The organism is Siccirubricoccus deserti, from assembly GCF_014283215.1.
Classification (GTDB): domain Bacteria; phylum Pseudomonadota; class Alphaproteobacteria; order Acetobacterales; family Acetobacteraceae; genus Siccirubricoccus; species Siccirubricoccus deserti.
The window spans coordinates 1-14888 of record NZ_JACOMF010000016.1 but is presented as its reverse complement, the minus strand read 5'-3'; the positions used below and the strand labels follow the sequence as shown (position 1 = coordinate 14888).

At 70.8% G+C, this 14888-nt stretch carries 15 protein-coding genes; 8 read left to right on the top strand and 7 right to left on the bottom strand.

What is annotated here, in order from left to right; translation table 11 throughout:
* Positions 1 to 12: 12 nt before the first annotated feature.
* Positions 13 to 969: a Bug family tripartite tricarboxylate transporter substrate binding protein gene (locus H7965_RS14340; protein WP_186771274.1), complete on the bottom strand. Its 957-nt coding sequence runs from the start codon at positions 967 to 969 to the stop codon at positions 13 to 15.
* Positions 970 to 1047: 78 nt separating this feature from the next.
* Between H7965_RS14340 and H7965_RS14335 the strand changes: the two genes are divergently transcribed.
* Positions 1048 to 1704, top strand: coding sequence for an enoyl-CoA hydratase/isomerase family protein (locus H7965_RS14335; protein WP_186771273.1), 657 nt, complete (start codon positions 1048 to 1050; stop codon positions 1702 to 1704).
* Positions 1701 to 2441, top strand: a complete 741-nt coding sequence (locus H7965_RS14330) for an enoyl-CoA hydratase/isomerase family protein (protein WP_186771272.1) — start codon at positions 1701 to 1703, stop codon at positions 2439 to 2441. The genes H7965_RS14335 and H7965_RS14330 overlap by 4 nt, the downstream gene beginning before the upstream one ends.
* A 1-nt stretch (position 2442) precedes the next feature.
* Here the strand turns inward: H7965_RS14330 and H7965_RS14325 are convergent, their stop codons facing one another.
* Positions 2443 to 3393, bottom strand: coding sequence for a tripartite tricarboxylate transporter substrate binding protein (locus tag H7965_RS14325; protein ID WP_186771271.1), 951 nt, complete (start codon positions 3391 to 3393; stop codon positions 2443 to 2445).
* A 103-nt stretch (positions 3394 to 3496) separates the two neighbouring features.
* On the opposite strand from H7965_RS14325, the gene H7965_RS14320 reads away from it, so the two are divergent.
* Entirely contained in the window at positions 3497 to 4471 is a 975-nt protein-coding gene (locus H7965_RS14320) for a Gfo/Idh/MocA family protein (protein ID WP_186771270.1), read from the top strand.
* A gap of 29 nt (positions 4472 to 4500) precedes the next feature.
* Here the strand turns inward: H7965_RS14320 and H7965_RS14315 are convergent, their stop codons facing one another.
* The gene (locus H7965_RS14315; RefSeq protein ID WP_222440614.1) at positions 4501 to 5385 is read right to left on the bottom strand and encodes a VOC family protein; all 885 of its coding nucleotides are present in this window, start codon (positions 5383 to 5385) and stop codon (positions 4501 to 4503) included.
* Between the two features lie 337 nt (positions 5386 to 5722).
* On the opposite strand from H7965_RS14315, the gene H7965_RS14310 reads away from it, so the two are divergent.
* The gene (locus H7965_RS14310) at positions 5723 to 6703 is read left to right on the top strand and encodes a Bug family tripartite tricarboxylate transporter substrate binding protein (protein ID WP_186771269.1); all 981 of its coding nucleotides are present in this window, start codon (positions 5723 to 5725) and stop codon (positions 6701 to 6703) included.
* A gap of 121 nt (positions 6704 to 6824) precedes the next feature.
* Here H7965_RS14310 and H7965_RS14305 read toward each other — a convergent pair whose 3' ends face one another.
* Together H7965_RS14305 and lepA are read right to left on the bottom strand one after the other, a co-directional pair.
* Positions 6825 to 7805, bottom strand: coding sequence for a tripartite tricarboxylate transporter substrate-binding protein (locus H7965_RS14305; RefSeq protein ID WP_186771268.1), 981 nt, complete (start codon positions 7803 to 7805; stop codon positions 6825 to 6827).
* A 91-nt stretch (positions 7806 to 7896) separates the two neighbouring features.
* Complete coding sequence (gene lepA, locus H7965_RS14300) at positions 7897 to 9702, bottom strand: translation elongation factor 4 (protein WP_186771267.1); 1806 nt, start codon at positions 9700 to 9702, stop codon at positions 7897 to 7899.
* A 222-nt stretch (positions 9703 to 9924) separates the two neighbouring features.
* Between lepA and H7965_RS14295 the strand changes: the two genes are divergently transcribed.
* Positions 9925 to 10434, top strand: coding sequence for a ferritin-like domain-containing protein (locus tag H7965_RS14295; RefSeq protein WP_186771266.1), 510 nt, complete (start codon positions 9925 to 9927; stop codon positions 10432 to 10434).
* Positions 10435 to 10548: 114 nt separating this feature from the next.
* Here H7965_RS14295 and pip read toward each other — a convergent pair whose 3' ends face one another.
* Positions 10549 to 11499, bottom strand: a complete 951-nt coding sequence (gene pip / locus H7965_RS14290) for a prolyl aminopeptidase (protein ID WP_186771265.1) — start codon at positions 11497 to 11499, stop codon at positions 10549 to 10551.
* Positions 11500 to 11710: 211 nt separating this feature from the next.
* Here pip and H7965_RS14285 point away from each other — a divergent pair, with 211 nt between their 5' ends.
* The 3 genes from H7965_RS14285 (at position 11711) to nfi (ending at position 14278) form a co-directional block, all read left to right on the top strand.
* The gene (locus H7965_RS14285) at positions 11711 to 12466 is read left to right on the top strand and encodes a hypothetical protein (RefSeq protein WP_186771264.1); all 756 of its coding nucleotides are present in this window, start codon (positions 11711 to 11713) and stop codon (positions 12464 to 12466) included.
* A gap of 180 nt (positions 12467 to 12646) precedes the next feature.
* Positions 12647 to 13558, top strand: a complete 912-nt coding sequence (locus H7965_RS14280; protein WP_186771263.1) for a metal ABC transporter solute-binding protein, Zn/Mn family — start codon at positions 12647 to 12649, stop codon at positions 13556 to 13558.
* A gap of 15 nt (positions 13559 to 13573) precedes the next feature.
* A complete protein-coding gene (nfi, locus tag H7965_RS14275; RefSeq protein WP_186771262.1) occupies positions 13574 to 14278 on the top strand; it encodes a deoxyribonuclease V in 705 nt (234 codons plus the stop codon).
* Positions 14279 to 14358: 80 nt separating this feature from the next.
* On the opposite strand, the gene H7965_RS14270 is transcribed toward nfi, so the two are convergent.
* Positions 14359 to 14888 (bottom strand): transposase (locus tag H7965_RS14270; RefSeq protein ID WP_261394202.1); only part of this gene is annotated, 530 nt, incomplete at its 5' end.

Sequence of the window (14888 nt, the reverse complement as noted above, 5' to 3'; positions counted from 1 at the left end):
TGGCCGGCCGCTTCAGTCGGCGCGGATCTTCGCCGCGGCGGCAACCTGCTTCCACTGCGAGACCTCCCGCGCCATGCGCGCGGCCAGCACTTCCGGTGGCGCCAGCAGCAGGTTGACGCCGGAGCCCCGCAGCCGCTCCGCCAGGGCGCTGCCGGTGCGCAGCGGGGCGATCTCCGTGGCGATCCGTTGCGCCACCGCGGGTGGCGTCGCGCGCGGGCCGAACATGCCGTACCAGATTGAAATGGCGTAATCCGGCACAAGTTCCGCCGCCGCCGGCACATCCGGCAGCTCGGCCAGGCGTTCCCGGCCGGTGACCAGCAGGGCGCGCAGCCGGCGGTCACGCAGATGCGGCATGCCCTCGCCCATGCCGGTGACCATCAGGTCGGTATCGCCGGCATAGAGCGCGTTCACCGCCTGGGCCGCGCCGCGATAGGGCACGTGCAGCAGCTCCACCCCGGCCATGCTGCAGAACAGCGCGCCGCCCAAATGGGTGGTGGAGCCTGCGCCGGAGGAGCCGTAGCTGATCCGCCCCGGCGCCGCCCGGGCGCGGGCCAGCAGATCGGCCAGGTCACGGATCGGGGTGTCGGGCCGGGCCAGGAACACCATCGGCGAATCGGTCAGCAGCGAGATCGGCACGAGGTCGGCCAGAGGATCGAAGCCGGGGTCCTGCATCAGCGCCGGCAGGATGGCGACGGCGCTGGTGGTGACCAGCATCATGTGCGGATCATTGGCCTGCACCACCGCCTGGATGCCGAGCGCGCCGCCGGCGCCGGGCTTGGCCTCGACGATGATGTTCTGCCCGAGCTTCGGCCCCAGCTGCTCGGCGATGAAGCGGGCCGGGATCTCCACCGGCCCGCCCGGGGCGAAGGGCACGATGAAGCGCATGGTTCGGCTTGGCCAGGCGGGCTGTGCCACGGCGGGCCGGCAAAGCAGGGCGGTGGCGAGTAGGGCACGACGGCTGGCGGGCATGGACGTCCTCCGTGATTTGGTTGACAGCATCGGCGACGTGACTAGCTTCGCCAAGCCATTGCCGCGGGAGAGCTGACGTTGGTCTTGCAGGTTGAGGATCGCGGTCGGGTGCGGGTGCTGCGGCTGGACCGGCCGGAGAAGCGCAATGCGCTGAACGCCGGGCTTTGCGCCGCGCTGGTCGAGGCAATGCAGGCTGCCGACGCCGCGGCCGATGTCGCTGCCGTGGTGCTGGCCGGCGCCGGGCCAGGCTTCTCCGCCGGCGCTGATCTCGGCGAGCGCGCGGTGCTGGCGGCGGATGAGGCGGCGCGGCAGCGGCGCTCGGCATTGTCGGATGCGCTGCTGGCGGCGCCGGCGGCGATGGGCAAGCCGGTGGTTGCCGCGGTGCATGGCGCGGTGGTCGGCGCCGGCGCCTCGCTGGCGCTGTGCTGCGACCTGGTGGTGGCGGCAGAGGATGCGCGCTTCTCCTACCCGGAAGCCAGGCACGACATCTTCCCCTCGCTGGTCGCGCCGATGCTGCTGCGCCACCTCGGCCCCAAGGATTGCTTCGAGCTGCTGGCGACCGGCAGGGCGGTGGAGGCGGCGGAGGCCCGCGCGCTGCGCCTCGTGAACCAGGTGGTGCCGCGCGAGGCGCTGATTGATGCCGCCTGCGCCCTGGCCGAGGGCGCCGCGCTCTACGGCGCGGAGTCGATGCGGCGGATCAAGGCGATGATCGGTGCCTCCGGCCTCACCACATGACCGAGGTGGTTCGCTATGCCGCCGATGCGCGCGGCGTCGTCACCCTTACGCTGAACCGGCCGGCGGCGCGCAATGCGCTGAACGTCGCGCTGGCCGAGGCGCTGGTCATGGCCTGTCGCCAAGCGACGGAGGATGCGGCGCGGCTGGTGGTGCTGCGGGCCGAGGGGCCGGTCTTCTGCGCCGGTGCTGACCTCAAGGAACGCCAGGGCATGAGCGACGACCAGGTGCGGGCGCGCCGGGTCAAGGGCTTCGCCGCCTATGCCGCGCTGGAGGCGCTGCCGATGCCGGCGGTGGCGATGGTGGAGGGGCCGGCGGTCGGCTCCGGCGTCGAGATCGCCGCGGCCTGCGACTTCATCATCGCCACCCCGGCCGCGAGCTTCCGCACGCCGGAGGCGCTGTGGGGCACCGTGGGCGCGACCCAGCGGCTGCCGCGGGTGCTCGGCAAGCGGCTGGCGAAGGATCTGATGTTCACCGGCCGCACGCTGACTGCCGCGGAGGCGCTGGCGCATGGGCTGGTCACCCGTCTCGTTGCGCCGGAAGCATTGGCGGCGGCGGTGGAGGAGATCACCGCGGTGATCGCCAAGGCCCCGCCGGCCGCGCTGCGCATGGCCAAGCGCTGCATCGAGGAGGGGCTGGACCGCGACCCGCGCGGCGCGCTGGCGACCGAGCTGCTGGCGATCGAGGAGAATCTCGCCGCCGCCGAATGGCGGACGGCGATGGCCAGTTTCAAGCAATAGCCTAGTCGCGTTCCCGCCACGGCTGCGCCTGCCACTGGGTGCGGTACTGCGTCTGCTGCGCCGCGATCTCCGCGGCGAAGGCGGCGGAGTCGAGGAAGCGCAGCGGCATCGCCTGGCGTTCCGCCATGCGGCGGAACTCCGCATCCTCCGCTGCCGCGCCGATCGCATCCGACAGGCGGCGCAGGATCTCCGGCGGCGTGCCGGCCGGGGCGGCGAAGCCGCGCATGGAGCTCAGCACCACATCGAAGCCCTGTTCCCGCAAGGTCGGCACATCCGGCGTGCCGGACCAGCGCCGGGCGGCCATCTGGCCGAGCGCGCGCACCTGGCCGGCCTGCATCTCGGCCGTCGCATCCGTCATGCTGACACCGGCCACCTGCAGCCCGCCTTGCAGCAGCGCCGCCCGCATCGCCGCGGTGCCGCCGTAGGCGACCGGCGTCAGCGAGATGCCAGCCTGCCGTTCCAGCGCCAGCATGCCGAAATGCGCATAGGTGCCGATGCCGGTGGTGCCGAAGGACACCGCCTCGGGCCTCGCCTTCGCCGCAGCGACGAGGTCGGCGAGGCTGCGGAACGGGCTATCCGCGCGGACGAAGACCCCGCCCACGTCATCCACCAGATTCGCCACCGGGGCGAGTTGCTCCACCGCATACTGCGCCCGGCGCTCGATCGGGATGGTGACGAGGTTCGGCATGGTGATGACGCCGATGGTGTAGCCGTCCGGCGCGGCGCGGGCGGTGGCGGTGAAGCCGATCTCGCCGCCGGCGCCGCCCCGGTTGACGATGACGAAGGGCTGGCCGAGCCGCCCTTCCAGCCAGCGGCCGATGCTGCGCGCGGCGATGTCGGCGCCGCCGCCGGGGCCGAAGGGCACGACGATGGTGACCGGCCGCTCCGGCCAGGCGGCGCCCGCCGGCGCGGCCATCGTGCAGCCAAGCAGCAGCGCGAGCAGAATGCGCATTCCGGTGTCTCCTCCATCCGACGGGTGATTCCGTCGCCCCCTGTGCAGCCAGCCGGGAGTGTTTGCTCTAGCCTAGCAGCAACGAGAGAAAGGGAAACGACGCATGATCACCGCAGGCATCATCGGCACTGGCTGGTGGGGGCGCGAGCTGCTGCAGGCAGCGCGCGGCAGCGGCAGGATCCGCTTCGTTCATGCGATGAGCCGCCATGCCGGGGCGGGCGCGCCGGTCGCCGCGGAATACGGGCTGCGCTTCTCCTCCACCCTGGAGGCGATGCTGGATGATCCGGAGGTGCGGGCCGTGGTCATCGCCGCGCCGCATCGCGCGCATCTCGCGCTGATCCAGGCGGTCGCCGCGCGCCGGCTGCCGGTGTTCTGCGAGAAGCCGCTGACCCTGACGCGGGCCGATGCGGTCGCCGCCATCGCGGCCTGCGCCGCCGCCGGCGTGCCGCTTGCGGTCGGCCACAACCGGCGCTTCCTGCCGAGCCTGGCGACGATGAAGCGGGTGCTGGCGGAAGGGCGGCTGGGCACGCTGCTGCATATCGAGGGGCATTCGAGCAACGAGAATTCCTCGCGCAACTTCGCCCCCTGGCGCAGCGATCCGGCGGAATCCCCGGCCGGCGGCATGACCGGCACCGGCGTGCATGTGATCGACAGCTTCACCGCCCTGGTCGGGCCGGCGACGCGGGTCTCGACCCTGCTGGTGCAGCGCAAGCCGCCGCCGGGGGCCTTGGACAGCTTCTCGGTCATGCTGGAATTCGCCTGCGGCATCTCCGGCACGCTGTCGATGGTGCGGGCGACGCCGCGCTTCTGGCGGCTGCACCTGTTCGGCGAGCGCGGCAGCGTGGAGGCGGTGAACGACACCGATGTGGTGCTGCGCGAGAGCGGCCGGGCGCCGGAGCTGATCACCGCACCGCCGGTCGATACGCTGCGCGCCGAGCTGGAGGCCTTCGCCGAGGCGGCCGGTGGCGGCGCGCCCTATCCGCTGCCGCCCGACCAGGCGGTGGCGAATGTCGCGGCCTTCGAGGCGATCGTCCGGTCCCTCGCCGCCGGCGGGGCGCCGACGGCGGTGGAGGGGTAGGCGCGGCCTACCCCACAGGACGCTGCCGCCTATTCCGGCGGCATCGCCCAGGCCAGCGACTCATGGCCGGTGGCATAGATCAGGTTGGTCACCGCGGCGTTGCGGTTGACCAGCTTCCGCATGAACAGCGGGTGCGTCATCGAGCGGATCTCGTGCTCGACCTGGAACAGCAGCTTGCCGTTCTCCGGGTCGACGATGTCGATGAAGCGGTACTGGTGCTGGCTGTCTTCCTGGCTGATCAGCCCGCGCTCGGCCAGCCGCGCATGCACCCCGCCGAAATCGACGAAGGCGAGCTGGATGTGGTGACCGTCGTACTCCGGCTGCGGCGCGTCGGTCTCGCGGAACAGCAGGTACTGGCCGTTCGCCACCAGCACCCGGGCCTCGTCGTTCTCGAGGCTGGCCGGCGCCTGGACGATGTCCCGGTAGAAGCGGACGATGCCGGGCAGGGTGCCGGGCGCCACGTCGAAGGCGACATAGGGCATGCCGAGGTTGATGCGGCCGAAGCGCTCGGCGTCCGGTGCATGGACGCGGATGCGGTTGCCCCAGGGGCAGGTGACGTCGACGTGGTCGGCCGCTTCCTCGAAGCCGTATTGCGTGCCGTCCAGCCAGCGCCGGGCGTTCTGCAGCCGGTGCAGCAGCTGGGCGCGGTCCGGCACCACCAGCCCGACGATGCCGCGCAGCTTCTGCGCCGGCCCGGTCGGCAGGTGGAACTGGCTGACGCCGACATTGGCCCACATGTTGTCGATGCCGGTGACAAGGTAGGGGTCACGGGTCAGGCCGAGCGCCGAGATGTAGAAGGCCGTGGCCTTGAGCTGGTCCGGCACCCGCAGGTTCACATGCTGCAGCTCGACCACATTGCCGAGCGATTCCGTGGTGCGGTTCCAGGGGCATTCGATCTTGGTCAGGCCGTCCATGGCGATTTCCTCTCCCTCAGGCGAACCTCCCGGGGTGGATCCCACCGCGGAGGCTATTCACTCGACACATCAAAGCCAGGAGCGGGTTCCGCAGGCAACGGCATGTGGAAACCGCTCCGAACGCAGCGGCCACCTGGCTGGGCGCAGTCAGGTTCGGACGCTGCCGGTCAGACATTGGCCGGGCCCGGGTCGTGGCGACGATCATCGACGCGCATCGGGTCCGGGCCGGCGCTGGGGCGCAGGCTCGCACGCAGGATGGCGGGCCGTAAAGCGGGGTTGCGTCCACCCGTGGAAGGCGGCGAGCATCGCCGGCAAGAATGATCCGGGAGGACCCCAGATGCCCTTGTCCCGCCGCACCCTGCTGGGGGCGATCGCCGCCGCCCCGGCGGTGGCGCCCAGCCTGGCGGCCGCCCAGGCCGATTACCCCAGCCGCCCGATCCGCATGCTGATCGGCTTCCCGCCCGGCGGCGGCGTCGACATCGTCGGCCGGTTGCTGGCGCCGAAGCTGCAGGAGCGGCTGGGTCAGCCGGTGCTGGTGGAGAACCGCGCCGGGGCCAATGGCAACATCGCCATGGAGGCGGCGGTGAAGGCCCCGGCCGATGGCTACACGCTGTTCTACGGCAATGTCGGCAATCTCGGCGTCACCAACGCGCTGTATCATAGCCTGCCCTTCGACACGCTGCGCGACTTCGTCCCGATCGCCCAGACCATGGAAAGCAGCCTGGTCATCGCCGTAGCGGATGGCCTGCCGGTGCGGAGCCTGGCCGAGCTGATCGCCTATGCGAAGGCCAATCCCGGCAAGTTGGACGCCGGCTCGGCCGGGGCAGGCGGGCCGTCGCACCTGGCGCTGGAGCTGTTCAAGCGGCAGACCGGGACGGAGATCGTCCATGTGCCCTACCGCGGCAGCGCGCCGGCGGTGCAGGATCTGGCAGGCGGGCGGATTCAGCTGCTGCTGGACGGCTACAGCCTGATGCGCGGCGCGGTGGAGAGTGGCCGGGCCCGGGTGCTGGCGGTGGCGGCCGCGGCACGCCAGCCGATCCTGCCGGCGGTGCCGACCACCGCCGAGGCCGGGCTGCCCGGCTTCGAGGCCGGGTCCTGGCACGCGCTGGTGGCCCCTGCGGCAACGCCGGTGCCAGCGCTGCGCCGGCTGGAGGCGGCGGTGGAATGGGCGCTGCGCGAGACCGACCTGCCGCAGGCCTTCGCCCAGCAGGGCGTCGCCGCCCGCTTCCGCAACGCCGACGAGACCCGCAGCTTCATCGCTGCCGAGCGCGAACGCTGGGGCCGGGTGGTGCGGGAGGCAGGGATCCGGGTGGAATAGCGCCAGACCGGCTCCGCCGGCGAAGGCGCCCGGCCACGGGCTGTAGGCCGGACGAAAAGCCCCCGAGGCGGAAGCACCTCGGGGGCGGCGGACATGAACGGGACGGGCTGGCCTGGCCGGATCAGTCGGCGTACTGGCCAGCCGCCTGGATGATCGGCTGCCACTTGGCGATATCGGCCATCCAGAACGCCCGATGCGCCTCCGGCGTCGCCCGGTCCTGCGCCACGGGCGTGGTGCCGAGCTCGGCGAAACGCGCCACCAGCCGGGGATCGCGCAGCGCCACCTGCAGCGCCTGGGACAGCCGCCGGGTGATCTCCGCCGGCGTGCCCTTCGGCGCGTAGAGGCCGTGCCACACCGAGACCTCGAAGGCAGGCAGCCCGGCCTCGGCCGAGGTCGGCAGGTTGGGCAGGGAGGCCACGCGCTCCCGCGTCGTCACCGCGAAGGCCTTGATGGCGCCGCTGTTGATCTGCTCGGTGGTGTTGGTGGTCTGGTCGCACATCAGGTCGATGCGGCCGGAGAGCAGTTCCTGCATCGCCGGGCCGGTGCCGCGGAAGGGCACGGTGGTCATCGCGGTGTCCACCGCCTTCATCAGCAGCAGGCCGCAGAGGTGGCTGGCGGCGCCGATGCCGGCATTGGCGTAGTTCAGCGCGTCGCGGCGCTGGCGGATGACGGCGATGGCCTCGGCCAGGGTATTGGCCGGGAAATCCTTCTTCGCCACCAGGGTCATCGGCACTTCGGTGATCAGGCCGACCGGCTCGAAGCCGCCGATCGGATCATAGGCGAGCCGGCGGTAGAGGCTCGGCGTGGTCGCCATGCCGATGTGATGCAGCAGGAGGGTATGGCCGTCCGGCCGCGCCTGGGCCACGCGCTGGGCACCGATGGTGCCGCCGGCGCCGCCGGCATTCTCCACCACCACGGTCTGGCCGAGCTCGCGGCCCATTGCCTCGGCGACCAGCCGGGCGACCGTGTCGGTCGGGCCGCCGGCGGCGAAGGGGACGACGATGGTGACGGTGCGGTTCGGGAACGGCTGGGCGGCGGCTGGCGCTGCGGCAAGGCCGAGGCCGGCCAGGGCGAGCAGCGCACGGCGGGCTAAACGGGGCATGAATTCCTCTCGGGGCAGGTCGCGCCCTATTGAGGCAGGGACCATGCCGTATCAAGCGGCATTGATGCCCCGGGGTTGCAGCTGCCGCGGTTCACGCATCCATTTTGAGGGCGGCGATGAAGGCGCTCTGCGGGATCTCGACCTTGCCGAACTGCCGCATGCGCTTCTTGCCCTCCTTCTGCTTGTCGAGCAGCTTGCGCTTGCGGCTGATGTCGCCGCCGTAGCATTTGGCGGTCACGTCCTTCGACATGGCGCTGATCGTCTCGCGCGCGATCACCCGGCCGCCGATCGCCGCCTGGATCGGGATCTTGAAGAGCTGGCGCGGAATCAGCTCCTTCAGCTTCTCGCAGATCTGCCGGCCGCGGCGGTCGGCCTGGCTGCGGTGCGCCATGAAGGACAGCGCATCCACCGGCTCGGCATTCACCAGGATGGAGATCTTCACCAGCTCGCCCGCCTGGTAGCCATCCACCGTGTAGTCGAAGCTGGCATAGCCGCGGGAGATGCTCTTCAGCCGGTCGTAGAAATCGAACACCACCTCGTTCAGCGGCAGCCGGTAGACCGCCATGGCGCGGGTGCCGACATAGGTCAGCTCCACCTGCTGGCCACGGCGCTCATTGCAGAGGGTCAGCACCGGGCCGAGGTAGTCGTCCGGCACCATGATCGTCGCCTTGATCCAGGGCTCCTCGATCTCGTCGATGACGCTCGGGTCGGGCATGTCGGCCGGGTTGTGCAGCTCGAACAGCTCGCCGTTGGTCTTGCGGATCTTGTACACGACCGAAGGCGCGGTCGCGATCAGGTCGAGGTCGAACTCGCGTGAGAGCCGTTCCTGGACGATCTCCAGATGCAGCAGACCGAGGAAGCCGCAGCGGTAGCCGAGGCCGAGGGCGGCGCTGTTCTCCGCCTCGTAGTGGAAGCTGCTGTCGTTCAGCCGCAGCTTGGCGACCGATTCCCGCAGCTTCTCGAAATCATCGGCATCGACCGGGTAGAGGCCGCACCAGACCACCGGGATGGAGGGCTTGAAGCCCGGCAGCGCCTCGGCGGCCGGGTTGCGGTCCTCGGTGATGGTATCGCCGACGTTGGTGTCGGCCACCGTCTTGATGGCGGCGGTGACGTAGCCCATCTCGCCCGGCCCGAGGCTGTCGGCCTGCACCATCTTCGGGGTGAAGACGCCGACCTGCTCAATCGTGTGGACCGAGCCGTTCGACATCATGCGGATCTTCTGGCCCTTGCGCAGATGCCCGTCCTTGACGCGCACCAGCACGACGACGCCGAGGTAGGCATCGTACCAGCTGTCAACCAGCAGCGCCTTCAGCGGCGCATCCGGCTCGCCCTTCGGGGGCGGCAGGCGTGTCACGATCGCCTCCAGCACGCCCTCGATGTTCAGCCCGGTCTTGGCGCTGATCATCACGGCGTCGGAGGCGTCGAGGCCGATGACGTCCTCGATCTGCTGCTTCACCCGGTCCGGCTCGGCGGCCGGCAGGTCGATCTTGTTGAGGACCGGCACGATCTCGTGGTTCGCGTCGATCGCCTGGTAGACATTCGCCAGCGTCTGCGCCTCGACCCCCTGGGAGGCATCGACCACCAGCAGGCTGCCCTCGCAGGCGGCGAGGCTTCGGCTGACCTCATAGGCGAAATCGACGTGGCCGGGCGTGTCCATCAGGTTCAGGACGTAGGTCTCGCCGTCCTGCGCCTTGTAGGACAGTCGGACGGTCTGCGCCTTGATGGTGATGCCGCGCTCCCGCTCCAGCTCCATGTTGTCGAGGAGTTGCTCCTTCATGTCCCGGAGCGCGACCGTGCCGGTGGCCTGGATCAGCCGGTCGGCCAGGGTGGATTTCCCATGGTCGATATGGGCGATGATCGAGAAGTTGCGGATGCGGTTCAACGGGGTGTCGGGCATGGGATTCCGGCGGCACGGGGCAGGGGTCCGGCCTGTTGCTGCGGGAGATAAGCCAGACGGCGGCCAAGTCAAAGCCTTGCATGCGCCGGACACCCCAGGTGGCGGTCCGGCCGGGGTGATGGGGGGCCAAGAACCGGCGACCCGACCGATACCGCCTGCGCAAGGAACCACGCCCTGCCCGCGGTGTTGGCCTTGCTCTCACCCCCCCCGGAGACGCCATCCATGGCCAGCTCAATTGCCGACATCTACACCACCGGCCTGCGCAACGCGCATGCGCTGGAGGTCCAGGCCATCCAGCTGCTCGAGCGTCAGGTGGAACGGCTGGAGAATTATCCGCAGATGGCCGAGCGGATGCGCCAGCACATCGAGGAATCCCGCAACCAATCTGCCCGGTTGGAGGAGATCCTGCGGGGCCACGGCACCAGCGAATCCACCTTCAAGGACATGATGACCGGTTTCATGGGCAATGTGGCCGCGCTTGCCCATGCGCCGATGCAGGATGAGGTGCTGAAGAACAGCTTCGCCAATTTCGCCTTCGAGCATTACGAGATCGCCTCCTACAACGCCCTTCTGGTCATGGCGGAAGCGGCCGGCGACCAAGCCGGGCCGAAGCTGCTGAAGCAGAGCCTGGATGAGGAGATCCGCATGGCGCAGTGGATCGAGCAGAACCTGCCCGAGACGATCCGGACCTACATGCGGCTGGAGACCCAGGGGAAGACCTCGGGGCGCTGATCGACGGTGAGATTACAGGGGATTGCGTTCATGTCTGAACGCCAATCCGTTGTAGCCTGTTGTTGGCAGAGTGGATGAGCGCCTCCAGGCGAGACCGCCCTGCGGCGCTCCGCCCTAGCTCCGCCGCCGGAACCGCTCCACCGCGCTCACCAGCGCAGTCCGCACGCCGGGCTCCAGCGCGGAATGCCCGGCGTCGGGGATGATGGTCAGCCGCGCCATGGGCCAGGCCGCCACCAGTTCGAAGGCGGTCTCCGGTGGGCAGACCATGTCGTAGCGGCCCTGCACGACCTCCGCCGGGATATGGGCGATGCGGTCCATGTGGGCGAGCAGCCCGCCCGGCGGCAGGAACAGCCGGTTGTCGAAGTAATGCGCCTCGATCCGCGCCAGGCCGAGCGCGGTGCGGTCCTGCGCGAAGCTTGCAACCGTCTCCGGGCTCGGCAGCAGGGTGGAGCAGCTGCCCTCGTACTGGCTCCAGGCCCGCGCCGCCGGCAGGTGCACCAGCGGATCGGGATGGCACAGGCGCTTCAGGTAGCCAGCCAGCAGGTCGTGCCGCTCCTCCGGCGGCAGGTGCTCGGCGAAGGCCGCCCAGGCATCGGGGAAGACCCGCTTCAGCCCGGTCAGGAACCAGTCCACCTCGCTCTGGCGGCCGAGGAAGACGCCGCGCAGCACGCAGCCCAGCACCCGCTCCGGATGCGCCTGCGCATAGGCCAGCGCCAGGGTGCTGCCCCAGCTGCCGCCGAACAGCAGCCAGCGCTCGATGCCGAGGAAGCGGCGCAGCGCCTCGATGTCCTCCACCAGATGCGGGGTGGAGTTCTCCCGCAGCTCGCCGAGCGGGCGGGACCGTCCGGCGCCGCGCTGGTCGAAGATCACCACCCGCCAGTGGCTGGGGTCGAAGAAGCGGCGATGCACCGCGCCGGCACCCGCGCCCGGGCCCCCGTGCAGGAACAGCGCCGCCTGGCCGCGTGGATTGCCGACCTGCTCCCAATACATGACGTGGCCGCCCGACAAGGGCAGCAAACCCGTTTCATAGGGTGCGATATCGGGGAAGAGGTCGCCGCGCGGCATGGGTCGCACTATCCCCAGGCGAAGCGCTTCCGGCAACAGGCGCGTTGCGACTTCCTGACGGACGCTTCGTGGAACGACCGGCGGCACGTCGGACACAGCCATGGGCAAAGGTGATGAAAAGCGGCGGAAAGCGACGAAATCGCGTGACGGCCTGCCCGGCAGCGGCCTTGCCCCCTTCGCCTTTGGCTCGAGGATGCCTAACTTTGCGGCGATGTCCGTTCCGTCTCCAGCCAGTTCGCGACCGCCCGCGACCGATGCCCTGCCGCGCTGCGCCGTCTGCGGCACCGGCAGCCGGCAGCCGCCGTTCCGGCCGAGCCCGCCGGAGCAGGCACCGGACCTCGATCTGCGGCCCGGCGAGCCGGTCCGCTCCACCATGGCCCGCTGGCTGCAGCAATGCCCGAGCTGCGGCTATGCCGCGCCGAATATCACCCGGGCCCATCCGGCCGCGGCGCAGGCGGTGGCGGCGGCCCCATTCCGCGCCCTGCTGGCGGACAGCAGCTATCCGCCGCTGGCCCGCCGCTTCCTCGCCTGGGCGCATGTGCTGGAGGAGACCGGGGCGCTGCATGCCGCTGCCGAGGCGACATTGCACGCCGCCTGGGTGGCGGATGATCTGGGCAAGGAAGACCTCGCCCGGCACTGGCGGCTGGAGGCGGTGGCATCGTGGCGTGGCGGACCGCCGCTGGATGCGGAACAGACCGTCCGGGTGATCGACGCGCTGCGCAGGGCTGAGGCCTGGGGCGATGCCGAGCTGACTGCCGAAACCCTGAGCGCCAGCGAGCCGGCCGAGGCGGTGGCCCAGGTGGTGGCGCTGGAGCAGCGGCTGATCGCCGCCCGGGATTCGGGCCGGCACACGGTGGCAACGGCGCTGCCGCCGCCCGCCCGGCGCCCGCATGCGGCGCATCACCGCATCGCCGCAAAGGGGGAGGGCATCTTCGCCAAGCTGCGGCGCTGGCTGCGCCGCGGCTGAGACCTCCCGGCAAAACCGCTTCACAGTTTTGCGGGGAGAGGGGAGGGCGGTGATCCGTCCCGATCAGCGCTTCGGTGAAAGCTTCTGCGGCAAAGCCGCGGAGGACATCAGGAAGCGCCCTATTTTGAGGGACCCTCCAAGCCATCTGGCCTTTGGTGGCGTTATAATATAACAAACCGCATGACCTCCATTCTTCCCCGCCGCGGCCTGCTGGCGCTGGCGGCGCTGCCCCTGACCGCAGGTCGGGCGCGGGCCCAGCCCCGCCCGCTTGCCGTCGCCTCCTTTTCCATCCTCGGCGACATGCTGCGGGAGTTGGCCGGGGAGGCGATGGAGGTCCGGGTGCTGGCCGGGCCGGAGACGGATGCGCATCATTTCCAGCCCCGCCCCTCGGATGCCGAGGCCCTGCGTGGCGCCGCCCTGGTGCTGCGCAACGGGTTGGGCTTCGATCCCTGGATCGACCGGTTGCTGCGCAGCACCGGCTACCGCGGCGTAGTGGTGACGGCGACCAAGGGCATCACGCCACGCCGCACCGAGGCGGCGGCGGGCGGCCACGCCGCAGGCGCGCCGGACCCGCATGCCTGGCAGGATGTCCGCCTCGCCGCCGCCTATGCCGAGACGATCCTGGCCGGGCTCATCGCCGCCGACCCGCCCGGCGCCGCGCGTTACCAGGCGGCCGGCCAAGCCTATGCGGCGCGGCTGGCGGCGCTGGATGGCTGGGTGCGGGAGCGCCTCGGCAGCGTGCCGCCGGCCCGGCGGGTGCTGGTCACCAGCCATGCCGCATTCGGCTATTTCGCCGCCGCCTACGGGGTGCGGGTGCTGGCGCCGCAGGGCATGGGGGCGGGCGCCCAGCCCGCAGCCGGCCGGGTCGCGGCGCTGATCCGGCAGATCCGTCAGGAGTCGATCACCGCGGTATTCCTCGAAGGCCCCGGCAGCCAGATGGTGATGCGCCAGATCGCCCGGGATGCCGGGGTGAGGGTCGGTGGCCGGCTCTACGCCGACACCCTCTCCGCGCCGGATGGGCCGGCGCCTGGCTATGAGGCGATGATGCGGCACAATGTGGAACTGATGGTCACGGCCATGCTTGGAGGATGAGTGCGTGCCGCATCCATGCCCGAGCATTGGCTCAACCCGCCTGATCTCGCCGCCGCCCGGGCGGCGCAGGTGGCGCTCGCCGCCCGGGTGGTGGCGGAGGATGCGCATGGGCCGGTGCGGCTGCTCGGCGGCGTCGATGTCAGCAACACCCGCTTCGACCCGGAGAACCGGGTCTATGCCGGCATCGTCGTGCTGCGCTTCCCGGAACTCGAGGTGGTTGCCACCGCCTCGGCGGTGCGGCGCGCCAGCCTGCCCTACATCCCCGGCTTCCTCGGCTTCCGCGAGGTGCCGGCGCTGCTGGCGGCGTGGGAGCAGCTGGCGGTGAAGCCCGACCTGGTGATGGTGGACGGCCACGGGCTGGCGCACCCGCGCGGGCTCGGCATCGCCGCGCATCTCGGCGTTGTGCTGGACATCCCGAGCATCGGCGTCGCCAAATCGCGGCTGGTCGGACAGCCGGAGGCGCCGCTGGGCGAGGCGCCAGGGGCCGAGGTGCCGCTGGCCTGGAAGGGCAGGGTGCTCGGCACCGTGCTGCGCACCCGGCAGCGGGCCAATCCGCTCTATATCTCGGTCGGCCATCGGGTGTCGCTGGCAGGCGCCGTCGCATGGGTGAAGCGGGCCGCAACCGGCTACCGCCTGCCGGAGCCGACGCGGCAGGCGCATCTGGCGGCGAATGCGGCACGCCGCGCCGCCACAATGGCCATGCCGCCATTGACGGGCTAGGAGCGCGTCCCGGTAACCGCATTTCGGACTGACCGCCGCTGGGGCGGAGCGGTATTCCTCGCCGGCGCGCCCGCCGTGCATCAGGCAGCGGCTGCCCTGGCGAGCTTGGTGAGGTTATGGGCGGTGCAGACCAGCGCCCATTCGTGTTTCACCTTCTTGATGCCGCGGAGCAGGAACTGCCGGAACCCTCGTGCTGCCTTGATCTGTCCAAAGACGGGTTCGACGACCTGCTTGCGTAATCGGTAGCGGCTGCGCCGGCCAGCGCGTCTGAGCCGCTGGCGCATGGCCGAGACCAATGGGCCTCGGCGCTGCTCCTCGCCGCCGTCGGGGTGCTTGGCGCGGCCGGTGGCGAGGTAGCCGCGGATGCCGCGCCCGGCGAGGTCAGCGAGGTTGGCTTCGGAGCAGTAGCCGCTGTCGGCCGAGACCTCGGCCGGCGTGGCTTCGGTGTTGGCGGTGACCGCATTGAGCAGCGGTCTCAAGGCGTCCTGGTCGGCAGCGCTGTTGGTCAGGTGGTGCGCCACGATGACCTGCGCGGTCGCGTCCACCGCGGCCTGGGCGTTGTAGGCCTGCACGAAACCGTCGCGGCCCTTCATGATCCGGCTCTCGGGAT

Excerpts from the sequence above, each read along its gene's own strand:
- H7965_RS14330 (WP_186771272.1), top strand. The coding sequence starts at position 1,701 with ATGACCGAGGTGGTTCGCTATGCCGCCGATGCGCGCGGCGTCGTCACC.
- pip (WP_186771265.1), bottom strand. The coding sequence starts at position 11,499 with ATGCCGCGCGGCGACCTCTTCCCCGATATCGCACCCTATGAAACGGGT.
- H7965_RS14310 (WP_186771269.1), top strand. The coding sequence starts at position 5,723 with ATGCCCTTGTCCCGCCGCACCCTGCTGGGGGCGATCGCCGCCGCCCCG.
- H7965_RS14320 (WP_186771270.1), top strand. The coding sequence starts at position 3,497 with ATGATCACCGCAGGCATCATCGGCACTGGCTGGTGGGGGCGCGAGCTG.
- H7965_RS14340 (WP_186771274.1), bottom strand. The coding sequence starts at position 969 with ATGCCCGCCAGCCGTCGTGCCCTACTCGCCACCGCCCTGCTTTGCCGG.
- H7965_RS14325 (WP_186771271.1), bottom strand. The coding sequence starts at position 3,393 with ATGCGCATTCTGCTCGCGCTGCTGCTTGGCTGCACGATGGCCGCGCCG.
- H7965_RS14280 (WP_186771263.1), top strand. The coding sequence starts at position 12,647 with ATGACCTCCATTCTTCCCCGCCGCGGCCTGCTGGCGCTGGCGGCGCTG.
- H7965_RS14295 (WP_186771266.1), top strand. The coding sequence starts at position 9,925 with ATGGCCAGCTCAATTGCCGACATCTACACCACCGGCCTGCGCAACGCG.
- nfi (WP_186771262.1), top strand. The coding sequence starts at position 13,574 with ATGCCCGAGCATTGGCTCAACCCGCCTGATCTCGCCGCCGCCCGGGCG.
- H7965_RS14285 (WP_186771264.1), top strand. The coding sequence starts at position 11,711 with ATGTCCGTTCCGTCTCCAGCCAGTTCGCGACCGCCCGCGACCGATGCC.
- lepA (WP_186771267.1), bottom strand. The coding sequence starts at position 9,702 with ATGCCCGACACCCCGTTGAACCGCATCCGCAACTTCTCGATCATCGCC.
- H7965_RS14305 (WP_186771268.1), bottom strand. The coding sequence starts at position 7,805 with ATGCCCCGTTTAGCCCGCCGTGCGCTGCTCGCCCTGGCCGGCCTCGGC.
- H7965_RS14315 (WP_222440614.1), bottom strand. The coding sequence starts at position 5,385 with ATGGACGGCCTGACCAAGATCGAATGCCCCTGGAACCGCACCACGGAA.